The organism is Hyphomonas sp. (assembly GCF_037969335.1).
Lineage (GTDB): Bacteria > Pseudomonadota > Alphaproteobacteria > Caulobacterales > Hyphomonadaceae > Hyphomonas.
Map to the genome: position 1 here is coordinate 1 of NZ_JBBKXE010000053.1, position 12,378 is coordinate 12,378.

At 59.4% G+C, this 12,378-nt stretch carries 14 protein-coding genes; 8 read left to right on the top strand and 6 right to left on the bottom strand.

Going from position 1 to position 12,378, the window contains the following annotated elements:
- Positions 1 to 1,837: phosphoribosylformylglycinamidine synthase subunit PurL (purL, locus tag AADA04_RS04135; RefSeq protein WP_340691975.1), on the top strand; the 1,837-nt coding region annotated here is incomplete at its 5' end.
- Here the strand turns inward: purL and AADA04_RS04140 are convergent.
- On the bottom strand, positions 1,834 to 2,835 hold the full coding sequence (locus AADA04_RS04140) for a M28 family peptidase (RefSeq protein ID WP_340691976.1): 1,002 nt from the start codon (positions 2,833 to 2,835) through the stop codon (positions 1,834 to 1,836). The genes purL and AADA04_RS04140 overlap by 4 nt on opposite strands.
- A gap of 80 nt (positions 2,836 to 2,915) precedes the next feature.
- On the opposite strand from AADA04_RS04140, the gene AADA04_RS04145 reads away from it, so the two are divergent.
- Positions 2,916 to 3,152 (top strand): BolA family transcriptional regulator, encoded by a 237-nt coding sequence (locus AADA04_RS04145; RefSeq protein WP_340691977.1) that lies wholly within the window; start codon positions 2,916 to 2,918, stop codon positions 3,150 to 3,152.
- On the opposite strand, the gene AADA04_RS04150 is transcribed toward AADA04_RS04145, so the two are convergent.
- Positions 3,149 to 3,655, bottom strand: a complete 507-nt coding sequence (locus tag AADA04_RS04150; protein ID WP_340691978.1) for a DUF1993 domain-containing protein — start codon at positions 3,653 to 3,655, stop codon at positions 3,149 to 3,151. The genes AADA04_RS04145 and AADA04_RS04150 overlap by 4 nt on opposite strands.
- Positions 3,656 to 3,800: 145 nt before the next feature.
- On the opposite strand from AADA04_RS04150, the gene AADA04_RS04155 reads away from it, so the two are divergent.
- The 3 genes from AADA04_RS04155 (at position 3,801) to AADA04_RS04165 (ending at position 7,248) form a co-directional block, all read left to right on the top strand.
- A complete protein-coding gene (locus AADA04_RS04155) occupies positions 3,801 to 5,666 on the top strand; it encodes a M2 family metallopeptidase (RefSeq protein ID WP_340691979.1) in 1,866 nt (621 codons plus the stop codon).
- 88 nt (positions 5,667 to 5,754) lie between these two features.
- Positions 5,755 to 6,093: a Grx4 family monothiol glutaredoxin gene (gene grxD, locus AADA04_RS04160; RefSeq protein ID WP_340691980.1), complete on the top strand. Its 339-nt coding sequence runs from the start codon at positions 5,755 to 5,757 to the stop codon at positions 6,091 to 6,093.
- 87 nt (positions 6,094 to 6,180) lie between these two features.
- Positions 6,181 to 7,248 (top strand): hypothetical protein, encoded by a 1,068-nt coding sequence (locus tag AADA04_RS04165; RefSeq protein WP_340691981.1) that lies wholly within the window; start codon positions 6,181 to 6,183, stop codon positions 7,246 to 7,248.
- Between the two features lie 6 nt (positions 7,249 to 7,254).
- Here the strand turns inward: AADA04_RS04165 and AADA04_RS04170 are convergent, their stop codons facing one another.
- On the bottom strand, positions 7,255 to 7,647 hold the full coding sequence (locus tag AADA04_RS04170; protein WP_340691982.1) for a hypothetical protein: 393 nt from the start codon (positions 7,645 to 7,647) through the stop codon (positions 7,255 to 7,257).
- Between the two features lie 69 nt (positions 7,648 to 7,716).
- Positions 7,717 to 7,977: a hypothetical protein gene (locus AADA04_RS04175; RefSeq protein ID WP_340691983.1), complete on the bottom strand. Its 261-nt coding sequence runs from the start codon at positions 7,975 to 7,977 to the stop codon at positions 7,717 to 7,719.
- Between the two features lie 174 nt (positions 7,978 to 8,151).
- On the opposite strand from AADA04_RS04175, the gene rimO reads away from it, so the two are divergent.
- Complete coding sequence (gene rimO / locus AADA04_RS04180; protein WP_340691984.1) at positions 8,152 to 9,489, top strand: 30S ribosomal protein S12 methylthiotransferase RimO; 1,338 nt, start codon at positions 8,152 to 8,154, stop codon at positions 9,487 to 9,489.
- Here rimO and AADA04_RS04185 read toward each other — a convergent pair.
- Positions 9,486 to 9,860: a hypothetical protein gene (locus AADA04_RS04185; RefSeq protein WP_340691985.1), complete on the bottom strand. Its 375-nt coding sequence runs from the start codon at positions 9,858 to 9,860 to the stop codon at positions 9,486 to 9,488. The two genes, rimO and AADA04_RS04185, sit on opposite strands and share 4 nt — an antisense overlap.
- Positions 9,861 to 9,947: 87 nt before the next feature.
- Between AADA04_RS04185 and AADA04_RS04190 the strand changes: the two genes are divergently transcribed.
- The gene (locus AADA04_RS04190; protein WP_340691986.1) at positions 9,948 to 10,877 is read left to right on the top strand and encodes a DUF2807 domain-containing protein; all 930 of its coding nucleotides are present in this window, start codon (positions 9,948 to 9,950) and stop codon (positions 10,875 to 10,877) included.
- 20 nt (positions 10,878 to 10,897) lie between these two features.
- Complete coding sequence (locus tag AADA04_RS04195) at positions 10,898 to 11,530, top strand: DUF2807 domain-containing protein (protein ID WP_340691987.1); 633 nt, start codon at positions 10,898 to 10,900, stop codon at positions 11,528 to 11,530.
- Here the strand turns inward: AADA04_RS04195 and AADA04_RS04200 are convergent.
- The gene (locus AADA04_RS04200; RefSeq protein ID WP_340691988.1) at positions 11,527 to 12,354 is read right to left on the bottom strand and encodes a PPK2 family polyphosphate kinase; all 828 of its coding nucleotides are present in this window, start codon (positions 12,352 to 12,354) and stop codon (positions 11,527 to 11,529) included. The two genes, AADA04_RS04195 and AADA04_RS04200, sit on opposite strands and share 4 nt — an antisense overlap.
- Positions 12,355 to 12,378: the final 24 nt, after the last annotated feature.

The following is a 12,378-nucleotide window of genomic DNA, read 5'->3' on the forward strand; positions in this document are numbered from 1 at the left end:
GCTGGTCAAGGGCGTGGTCTCGGGCATCGGCGGCTATGGCAACTGCGTCGGCGTGCCGACGGTGGCGGGCGAGACCAATTTCCACAAAGGCTACAACGGCAACATCCTCGTCAACGCCATGTGCGTGGGCGTGGCCCGGGCCGACAGCATCTTCTATTCGGCCGCGCCGGGCGCGGGCATGTCGGTGGTCTATTTCGGCTCCAAGACCGGCCGCGACGGCATCCACGGCGCGACCATGGCGTCGGCTGAATTCTCCGAAGGTGACGAAGAGAAACGCCCCACCGTTCAGGTCGGCGACCCGTTCACTGAAAAGCTGCTGATCGAGGCGTGCCTCGAACTGATGGCGACGGACGCGATCCAGGCCATCCAGGACATGGGCGCGGCTGGCCTGACATCGTCATCTGTCGAGATGGCAGCCAGCGGCGGCGCCAATGGCGAAGGCATCGGCGTGGTCATGGACCTCGACAAGGTGCCTCAGCGCGAAGAGGGCATGACCGCCTATGAGATCATGCTGTCGGAAAGCCAGGAGCGCATGCTTATCGTGCTCTATCCCGACAAGATCGACATGGCGAAGGCGATCTTCGACAAGTATGACCTCTCGGCCGAAGTCATCGGCGAGACGACCGACACGGGCCACCTCGTCCTCACGCAGTTCGGCGAGGTTGTTTGCGACATTCCTGTCGCGCCACTCGCCGAAGATGCCCCCAATTATGACCGCCCCTGGGTTGAGCCGCCCAAGCGCGCGCCACTCGACATCTCCAAATTCCCGGAGCCTGAAGACTATGGCGACGTGCTGCTCAAGCTGATGTCCTGCCCGGACATGGCATCCAAGCGCTGGATCTGGGAACAGTACGACCGCCACGTGATGAACGACACGGTCGATAGTTCGCAAAGCATGGGTAATGCCGCCATCGTGCGCATCCACGGCACGAACAAGGCGCTCGCCATCTGTTCCGATTGCAACCCGCATTATGTCGCTGCCGACCCCTATGAAGGCGGCAAGCAGGCGGTCGCGGAAGCCTATCGCAACCTCTCGTCAGTCGGCGCAACGCCCATCGCGATCACCGACAACCTCAATTTCGGCAATCCGGAAAAGCCCGCCACGATGGGCTATATCGTGAAAGCCATCGAAGGCATGGCCGAAGCCTGCCGCGTGCTCGACTTCCCCGTCGTGTCAGGCAACGTCTCGCTCTATAACGAGACCGACGGTGTTGCCATCCCGCCTACGCCCGTCGTCGGCGGCGTTGGGCTGATCGAAGACGTCAGCAAGATCGCGACGCTCAAGGGTGCACAAAAAGACGACGTGCTGATCTTCGTTGGCGACACGACAGGCCAGTTCGGCGCTTCGCTTTTTGCGCGCGAATGGCTCGGCCTGAAGGGGGAAGCTCTTGGTTCGCCGCCACCCATCGACCTCGAAATAGAGAAGAAGCACGCGGCCTTCGTTCGCCAACTCATTCACGACGGTCTCGTGCATGCCGTCCACGATATCAGCGATGGTGGAATTGCTTGTGCCGTGGCTGAGTTGGCGCTGGCGAGTGGCTTGGGAATGACAGTTTCAATCGAAGATATCGGCCCCGGCAAGGCGGCCTCGCTCAACCTGTTCTGCGAAGCCTCGGCGCGTTACCTGATTGCTGTTCCGCAATCGTCACAATCCGAGATCGTTCGGAGAAGCACTGAATTGTCCATCAATGCGGGATGGTGCGGAAGTGTCAAAGGCGACAGCCTCCTCTTCATTGAAGAACCGGTCAACGCCCGAACGGTAGCTGAACTCCCTCTCTCCCGCCTCCGCGAAGCACACGAAGGCTGGTTGCCTAATTACATGGACGCAGTCGATTAGTCGGCCCGCCGCATGACTTCGATGGCCTCCAGGGCATCGTCGGCCGCTATTGCCGCCATAACGAGTGTGTCGCCCGCGCGGGCGAAGAAATCCGGGGTAATGTCGGTGTAGTCATCAGTCGGCTGATGGTAGGCCGGATGGTTCTCAACACCAAAATAGAGAAATGGAATTCCCGCTTCGTGGAACGGCTCGTGATCGGACAGAAGGGTCCAGTCGTCGGCCTCGCCCAAGGCGGGGTCATCATGCCCCACCAGGACCCTGACCGGCGCCTCAGTCGCGACCGTTTCCACGATCGGCTTCAGTTCAGGCGTGTGAAACGTGCCTGCCACATAGATTTCGCCGGCATCCGACCGACTGACCATGTCGTAATTGATATTCAGCGCGATCCGCTCCAGCGGCACAGGCGGGGAGGCCACAAAGGCATTTGATCCGAGATGGCCGATCTCCTCGGCATCGACGACCGCGAAAATCATGTCATGCCTCGGCCTGTGCAGCGTGAAATACTGGGCCACGGCAACCAGGGCTGCTACACCGGACGCATTATCATCTGCGCCATTGTAGATTTCACCATCGACGATCCCGAGATGATCATAATGCGCCGTGATCACCATGGCCGGACCATCGCCCGGCGTTTGTCCGGCGATCCAGCCGACGACATTCACGCCGGACACAGGTGCCCCGCCCTGCACTACAGGAGTCGCTGTGAACGGCTGGAAATACGTGTCGCCAAACTGTCTCAGCCCGAGCGTCTCGAACCGTTTCTGGATGAAGTCCCGGGCCGCCTCATTCCCGCGCGAGCCGGTCGCCCGCCCCTCGAGCGCGTCGCTGGACAGGGTCTCCGTTAGGCGCAGCATCGCGCCGGCATCAATATACTGCGCGTTGTACTGCACGAGGCTTGGCTCGGCAGCATCGCGGTCCAGCGACAGCAAGATACCGCCGAACACCAACGCAACCACGCCCAGAATAGCCACCAGGCCCCACGCTTTCCTGCTGCTCATCGCTGTATCCGCTCCGTTCGCCACCTTGACCCTTCAGGGGCCCGCGTCCATGTGCCTATCTGAATTGAGGACACGCTTCCATGGCCATGAACCGCGACACCCTGCTCGGCTACCTGACCGACGCTTTCCCGGACGCCGAGATCACGCTGACCGACCTCGCCGGTGACGACAATCACTGGCAGGCCGAGATCGTCAGCCCGCAATTTGCGGGGCTTGCACGCGTCAAGCAGCACCAGCTGGTCTATGCGGCGCTGAAGGGAACGATGGGCGGCGAACTGCACGCCCTCGCCCTCAAGACGAAAGCACCTGACGCCTAGCCAGCAACCAGGAAGTCCCGTTTGCCCAGCACGACGCCTTGTTGGCGAAGCAGGCCATATGCCATCGTGGCGTGAAACAGCATGTTCGCCAGCACGAAAGACGTCAGGTACTGCCGCCCCTGCATGGGCACGGTCTGCGGGCCGAGCGGAATCTGCAGCGTTTCAAGTTCGTTGGCATTGATCTTGGCGTCATCCGTGGAATTGACGAACGAAATGGCTGCTTCGCAGCGCGCCATCAGTTCCGGAAACGTGGTCTCGGTGTCCGGAAAGGTCGGCATCTCGAGACCGCCAAGACGGGCGGCACCCCGGGCGGCATTGTCACAGGCAATTTGCACCTGACGGCTAAGCGGCAGCATGTCAGGATAAAGGCGCGCCGCCAGCATGACAGAATCTTCGACACCCAGGGCGCGGGCATGGTCTTCGCCCTTTTTGAGTGTGCTCCGGGTCGAACCAAGTATCTGATTGACGGACGTCTTGAGAACATAGGACAGGGTATCGGTCATAGGATTTCAGCTCCATTTTCTAGTCGGACAATAGCGCCTGAACGCTGAAAGGAACAATCATTCTTTTGTCCGTGTTCGCGATTGACGTCATTGCGTCAATCCTGTCACTTCGAGGAAAATCTCACCAAGGGAGTCCCAATTCACCATGCGTTTTTCACTCGCAACCAGCGCCTTTGCGCTAACTATTGCCCTCGCCAGCTGTACCGCGCCTAAAGAAACCCTCGCGGAAACAACGCCGGTCGCTGCCGAGACCGTCGCCGAGTCAGCCACAGTCACTGAAGCCAAGGCCTTCATGGCGCGCGCCGAGTCGGAACTGTCCGACATGTCGGACGAAGCGAGCCTGGTCTTCTGGGCGCAGGCGACCAACATCACCGACGAGACAAACGCTGCGGCCGCCGAAGTTGGCGCGCGTTACACGAAGCTGGCCGTGTCCCTGGCGAATGAATCCAAGAAATTCAATCTCGCCGACCTGCCCCCCGAACTCGCTCGCAAGATGACCCGACTGCGCGCGGGCATCACGATCCCGGCCCCTTCCACCGAAGGCGCAGCCGAGGAGCTCGCCAATATCACGACAGGCCTCGACGCGGCCTATGGAACCGGCACGTTCAATTACAAAGGCAAGGACCTGACACTGGACGAACTGTCCACGATCATCGAAACCTCGCGCGATCCGGAAGAGTTGAAAGCCGTCTGGGAGGGCTGGCGCACGGTCTCTCCTGCCATGAAGGACGACTATGCCCGCATGGTGGAGATCGCCAATGAGGGCGCCCGGGAACTGGGCTATCCAAGCCTCGACCAGATGTGGCTGTCGAATTACGACATGGCGCCTGAAGAGATGGAGGTGGAAGTCGACCGTCTCTGGGGACAGGTCGAGCCGCTCTACAAGGAACTCCACTGCTATGCCCGCAACAGGCTCAACGCCCAGTATGGCGATGACATCCAGCCCAAGACTGGCCCCATCCGCGCCGACCTTCTCGGTAATATGTGGGCGCAGGATTGGTCGGGCATCTATGATGTGGTGAAGACCGACACGCCGGGGCCAAGCTATAATCTCACCGCCCGCCTTGTCGAAAAAGGCTATGACCCGCTCGAGATGGTCAAGACCGGCGAAGGTTTCTTCACATCGCTTGGACTCGCGCCACTTCCAGCGACGTTCTGGGAACGCTCCATGATCACCCGTCCGGAAGGACGCGAAGTTGTCTGCCACGCATCGGCCTGGGATCTCGACAACAAGGAAGATGTTCGCATCAAGATGTGCACCGAAGTCAACGAGGAAGACTTCGACACGGTCCATCATGAACTCGGGCACAATTTCTACCAGCGCGCCTACAAGGATCAGGACTTCCTCTACAAGGACGGAGCCCATGACGGCTTCCACGAAGCCATTGGTGATTTCATCGGGCTGTCGATCACCCCTGAATACCTGAAGCAGATCGGCTTGATCGATGAGAGCGAAATGCCGCCAGCAGACGCTGACACGGCGCTCCTTCTCAACGTCGCCCTCAAGAAGGTCGCCTTCCTGCCCTTCGCACTCACAGTCGACGGCTGGCGCTGGGATGTGCTGTCGGGCAAGACCGCACCGGAAGACTACAATGATGCCTGGTGGGCCAAACGCCTCGAACTGCAGGGCATCGTGCCCCCGGGTGAACGCCCCGCCGACGCATTCGACCCGGGCGCGAAGTACCACATTCCCGGCAACACGCCTTACCTGCGCTACTTCCTGTCATACGTGATGCAGTTCCAGTTCCACAAAGCAGCTTGCGAGCAGGCTGGGTGGGAAGGCCCGCTTCACCGCTGTTCGATCTACAACAACAAGGAAGTCGGCGAGCGCTTCAACGCCATGATGGAAATGGGCGCATCCAAGCCCTGGCCTGATGCCCTGGAATCGTTCACGGGCACACGCGAGATGGATGGCAGCGCAATTGTCGAGTATTTCGATCCGCTGATGGTCTACCTGAAGGAGCAGAATGCCGATCAGTCTTGCGGCTGGGATGACGCCGAATCCGAATAGGAACGATGCTGTTGTGCGCGGTGGCCCGCTTGACTAGGGCCGCTGCGCACCACACATCAGCCGGGAACACGAATTTCAGGAACCTGCCATGACCGACCAAACCACACTCGACGCCATCGAAAAGGCCGTCAAAGCGAACGACGTCGTGTTGTTCATGAAGGGCACGCCCACATTTCCCCAGTGCGGCTTCTCGTCAGTCGTTGTGCAGGTCCTCGACTATCTCGGCGTTGAATACGTCTCGACCAACGTGCTCGAAGACGCCGCCGTCCGCGATGGCATCAAGGCCTATTCGCAATGGCCTACGATCCCACAGCTTTACGTGAAGGGCGAATTCGTTGGCGGCTGTGACATCGTCAAGGAAATGTTCGAAAGCGGCGAACTGCGCGATTTCTTTCAGGACAAGGGTGTCGAAGTCGAAGCGGCGTGAAGATGACTGACGCATTTTAGAATTTTCGCCTGACCCGATCCTCTCAGAAATCACGCATCTCCTTGTAACGGACAAGGAGAATTTGCCATGTACTTATCGGGACCATCAAACGCGAAAGTTGGCCAAAAAATTACGATAACGGCGAATGGCGCGCCGTCCGGCACCGAACAGATCAAGTTCACCGCAGAGGGTAATATCGGATTTGATACCGTGGAGACGACAAGCGGATCAGCCTCCTTTCAGTTGGACCTTGATTTCGCCGGAACCACCCGGATCACGGCACAAGCTCATGATAAGTTCGCGAACGCTCTGGATTCAGCATCGCACTCTGTAACTGTGGTTGATCCGGCTTTTGAAGCGGCTGGCGGCGGACTTGATCGCGTTGGCGGTTGGTTCATGGGACCCGACACCGCCTCGGTTGGTGAAACGATCCAGCTGACGGCTAGCGGACTTGGCCAGTCGGTAGTGGCAGAATTCAGCGCGCAAGGGCTCGACCTCTCCAGCACGAGAGTCCACGTCAGCGGTGGTTCGGCGAGCACGTCTGCTCGTGCATATACTGAAGGCAGCGCCTCGGTCTCGGCTCGCGGCTACAATGAAAACGGTCAGTGCGTTGAAGAGGTCACGCACACAGTCCAGATCCGCAACAAGAATCGCGGCTCCGCCCCATCTGCGGCGCTTGGGCCTATGCCTCAAATATCTGCTCCTCCGGCGGCAGCAGGTACACCGTGGCGCATGCAGTTACAGAATCTAGCGGAGGCACATTCTGTTATTGTCGAGTTTTTTGGTGCCAATGGGGGCATCTACCGCCTGTTTCCACGTCAGCGGAATCAGATGGACCTGACGCTAACCTTTGAGAACTCAGGTAGTACGCAAGTCTGCGTCTCACTGCGCAACCAATCACTGAGCGCAATCCAGGTCGCTAGCACTGAGGTAAATGTTGCGGATCCCGCCGTGCAACCAACGACGCAGGCATCACCACTGACAGTGTATCCGGCGGGGACCGTGCCTGTCCTCGGGGCTACAAAGCCACCGTTCGCCGCCCTGGCAGGCCACCATGGTCCCGCCATCGCACCTGCCGCGTCTGGCACGGGAGATTTGACCCAGCTAATCAACGCCAAGACCGCGAGCCTGATGAGCCGCCTGAACAAGTCCTGACCCATTTCAGGCAAAAAGGTAAAGGCCGCCAAGTATCAATAGCGGTATCACCGACATGCCAAACAGGTTGCGCGTGAAGGCGTAAGTCCCGATCCATTTGTCGATCTCAGGATCACCTGATGACGCCGTGGTCGTCACCATTTCAACCCTCTCGCCTTTTATGACCGTGTCATCGGACACGATATATTTCTGCAACGAGCCTTCCGTCAGCAAGGCACCGAAATAAAACAGGCCGCTGAAAGTGATGCCCGCAAATGCGAAGCTCATGACGACCGGCGCGAGTTCCTGCTGTTGGAATTGTCCCATCAACCACAGTGACAAAATGAAAACCGCTGCACCCACGATCAGCGCGCCAAGCTGCAGCAGGCGCAACCTTTTGAAATCTGGCTGTTGATCCATGCGAGTCCCCTTCGCGGCGATGCGAACGCTTATAGCAAATTTGGGCGCAGAACTGTACCCGCCAGCCGTCTAGTTACTTATGAGGCTCGCAACCATATCCGGCGCCGCAGCCAGAGCGCAGCCCGCGCAATTGTTCGGGCGCAGGCTGAGCGGCACGAGCATGACAATGAGGCTGAACAGGAGCCCCGACAAATAGCCCTTGCGCCGGCGGAAGGGCATCGGGTAGCAGGCTCGCGCAGATTTGCGCCAGCGGACGAGCACATAACCGATCAGGTACAGCCCTACGCCGGATGCGAGCCAGTACAGCGCGCCTGCGCCAAACCCTATCATCGAAACCTCCGCGTCGCGTCCTCCACATTTTTGTAGCACAGGCATGTTTTCTGGCCCGGAAACGAAACGTGCAAAAATAGCCGATCGTGTTTACCCATCGTTGACCAGCGCCAAGGGCCTGGGCGCTGAGACAATCGGCTCGCAAACGCCGCGCGATGTGCTAAAGCGCCCGCCATGACAACTACCACACTCAGCACTAGTGCGCCAAAAGTCGGTATCGTGTCCCTCGGCTGCCCGAAGGCGCTTGTGGATTCCGAACGCATCATCACGCGCCTGCGCGCCGAAGGCTACCAGATCGCACCCGACTATGCCGGCGCCGACCTCGTGCTGGTCAACACCTGCGGCTTCCTCGACAGCGCGCGCGACGAAAGCCTCGAGGCGATCGGCGAAGCGATTCAGGCCAACGGGAAGGTCATTGTTACCGGCTGCCTCGGCGCCGAGCCAGAAGTCATCCAGAGGGCGCACCCGAAGGTGCTCGCCATCACCGGACCGCACCAGTACGAGGACGTCATGGCGGCGGTCCACACCCACCTGACACCCCCACACAACCCCCACCTCGATCTCGTGCCCGAGTCCGGCATTCGCCTCACGCCGCGCCACTATGCCTACCTGAAGATTTCGGAAGGCTGCAACAATCGCTGCAGCTTCTGCATCATCCCCAAACTCCGTGGCGATCTCGCCTCCCGCCCGATCCACCATGTCCTCACCGAAGCCGAACAACTCGTCCGCGCCGGTGTGAAGGAACTGCTCGTGATCAGCCAGGACACGTCAGCCTACGGGCTGGACGTGCGTTACAAGCCGGAGACATGGCGCGGCACGGAATACCAGACTCGTTTCCTCGACCTTGCCAAGGGGCTCGGCAGCCTCGGCGTCTGGACCCGCATGCACTATGTCTACCCCTACCCCCATGTCGACCAGGTCATCCCGCTGATGGCGGAAGGGCTGATCACGCCCTATCTCGACATTCCGTTCCAGCATGCGTCCGCTAATGTCCTGAAAGCGATGAAACGCCCGGCGAAACAGGACCGTGTCCTTGAGCGCATCCAGCAATGGCGCCGCGATGTTCCGGACCTCGCCATTCGCTCGACTTTCATTGTCGGATTTCCGGGCGAAACCGAGGAAGACTTCCAGATCCTGCTCGACTTCGTCCGCGAGGCAAAGATCGATCGTGCGGGCTGTTTCAAGTACGAGAACGTCGCCCATGCCGACAGCCGCGCTCTGCCCGATCATGTCGATGAAGCTGTCAAGGAAGACCGCTGGCACCGCTTCATGCAAACACAGTCCGAAGTCAGCGCCGCCCGCGCCGCGGCCCAGATCGGCACGACGCAGGACGTGATTATCGATGGTCCGGGCGAAGACGATGGCGAAATGCTGGCGCGCACCAAGGCGGACGCTCCGGAAGTCGATGCCGTCGTCTTCCTGTCCAATGCAGGCCACCTGAAAGCCGGTGACATCATCCCCGCCCGCATCACCGATGCGGACGAGTATGATCTCTACGCAGAGCCTGCTTAACGGGCGATCTTGTTGAGTACGCGCACAGTTGATTCGTGCGGAATGCCGAGTTCGTCATAGGTCCAGCTCAGCTGCGCCAGTCCCGGTGAATCTTCGTTGCAGAAATCGGGAGCTTTATATTCGATTCCGATTTCGTACTCACGTCGGCCATCCTTGTCGACCTCCGCCTCGACGTTCTTCTTGGTGGCGCAGGCACCTGGAATCTCGACAGTTACGGCACCCTGCCCGATCGATACAGACTGCATATGGGGCAGGCCAAACTGGGTTACGACATGGAAATTGTCGCGGTCGGATTCGTCGGCATCAATGATGATGCAGGCCGAGAGGCTGGCGGCTGCGACGGCGAGAATAGCGAAAGTCCTTGGATTCACGAATATTCCTCCTTATTGAAAAACAATATGCTGACTTATCGTCTTTCGATATATCATAGTCAACTGAAATCAATTGGGAGACACGTTATGACCCGCGCCGTACTACCTTTATTCGCCCTCGCCGCCGTTCTGGCTCCGCTCGCAAGTGCCGACACCAAGTCTTATCCCGCCGGCGACTTCACCGGGATCGATGCCCGGGGCGTCATTGATGTCGTCTTTGAAACCGGCCCGATTGCGTCGATCAATGTGGAACAGGAAGACGGCGATTACACCGATATCTATATCGAGCAATCCGGTGACACGCTCGAAATCGGCCGCAACAGTCTTCGCGAAGGGTTCGGCTGGTCACGCAATGTATCGATCAAGAACAGCAATGGCCGCAAAGTGGTCAAGGTGAACGGCAAACGTGTGCCTGACTATACTGTCCGTATCATCGCACCGACACTCGCAGAAATATCGGTTTCGAATTCGACCACACTGACCGCGACCGGTCTTGATAGCCCCACCTTCTCCGGCTCGGTCTCGTCCAGCTCCGACCTGATCTTGTCCGGTACCGCTGGAGACGTCGATCTGCGAGCTTCGTCAAGCGCGGATCTCGACGCATCCAACCTCGAGGCGCGCGCCTTGAAGCTCGACGTATCGTCCAGTGCCGATGCGCTCGCTCTGGTTCGCGACGGAACGCTCGACGTTGACGCATCTTCCAGTGCCGACGTGAATGTCAAAGCGTTCGGAGCGACCAAAGTAGTCGTTGATGCGTCGTCCAGTTCGGACGTCGAGCTATCGGGGACCTGCCAGGCGCTGGAAATCTCCGCGTCCTCGAGCGCCGATGTCGAAGCCCACAACCTCAAATGCACAACGGGCGATATCCGGGCCAGCAGCGGCGCCGACGTCTCGGCATTTCTGAGCGATAGCATCGAAGCGAAGGCCTCAAGCGGCGCTGACATTTCCGTCGCTGGAAATCCTCCAGTGCGCGACGTGAGCAAATCCAGTGGCGGCGATATCGAAATCAACGGCTAAATCCTCAAGGAGCCAACCCCATGCGAAAGACTATCCTGGCAGCCCTCTGCCTCACCCTCATCGCCCCCGGCGTCGCCGTCGCGGACAGCACGCAGACCTATGATTTCACGGGCTTTAACGAGCTCGACATCTCGGCAGGCGTGGACGTCACCTATGAGGCCGGACCGGACTACGCGGTCGTCATCGATTTCAAAGAGGGAGGCCCCAACGACATGAAACTGCGTCAGGACGGGTCCAGGCTCTATATCGCACGCAAGGCAACCTCCGGCTGGAGGGACAAGGTCCGGGCCAAGGTGCGCGTAACCTCGCCGCATCTCGAAGAGATCGAGGCCAGTTCCGGGTCGAGCATCCGTGCAACCGGCATTGATTCCGACATCCTCGTGCTCGACGCCGCCAGCGGCGCCAGCATCAAGGCCGAAGGCACGTGCGGCTCGCTGAAAATCGTGGCCAACTCGGGCGGCTCAGCATCTGCAAAAGACGTGGTCTGCCAGAAGGTCGCGGCCAATGCGTCAAGCGGGGGCTCTGCCACAGCCTATGCGTCGGCAGAGGCCAAGAGCCACACATCAAGCGGTGGAAGCGTCGATATTTATGGCGATCCAGCCGACCGCGAGGCCAATCGCTCGATTTCCGGCGGTTCAACGACGTTCCACTAACCTATATCGAAGTCGCCCGGTTTGTATTTCGAGCCGGGCCATTCGAGCTTCATTCCCTCGAGTGCGCCACGCACCAGTCTCGCAATCATCGCGTTGCGCCGTGTGCGACTGTCTGACGGGATGACGTACCAGGGCGCATGGCGGGTCGAGCAGCGCTCCACGGCTGTTTCATATGCTGACATGAATTCGGGCCACAATTTGCGATCCTCAAGATCTGCCGGGTTGAACTTCCAGAGCTTGTGCGGCTCCTCCAGCCGTTCGGCGAGACGGATCCCCTGCTCCTCATGGCCAACATTGAGCATGCATTTGACGATGGTCACGTCGTTTTCGGCGAGGTGCTTTTCGAACGCGTTGATCTGCCCGTAGCGCTGCTCGACTGTCTCTGCCGGTGCAAAACCGCGCACCTTGACCACGAGCACGTCCTCATAATGCGACCGATCAAAAATGCCGATCCGCCCCTTGGCCGGAACGGCGTTGTGAACGCGCCACAGATAGTCACGCGCCAACTCGTTGGAACTGGGCGCCTTGAACGCTTTCACTTCCATGCCGAGGGGCGTCGTATCCGAAAACACGCCTTTGATCGTTCCGGACTTCCCTGACGTATCCATGCCTTGCAGGACAACTAGCAGGGACCGCTTCTTTTCGGCGTATAGCCTGTCTTTCAACTCGTTGATGACGGCAGCGTCTTTCTTGAGACTGGTTTTCGCCGTTTCCTTGTCGTCGAACAGTGATCGATCCCCGGAATTCCGCGAGGCGAGGTCAAATGGCTTGCCGGGTGCGGCGACGAGCGCCCGTCGGGTCGCGGTAATGCTGGGTATGGGCATAATGTAGTCTCCGGAACGAGAAAG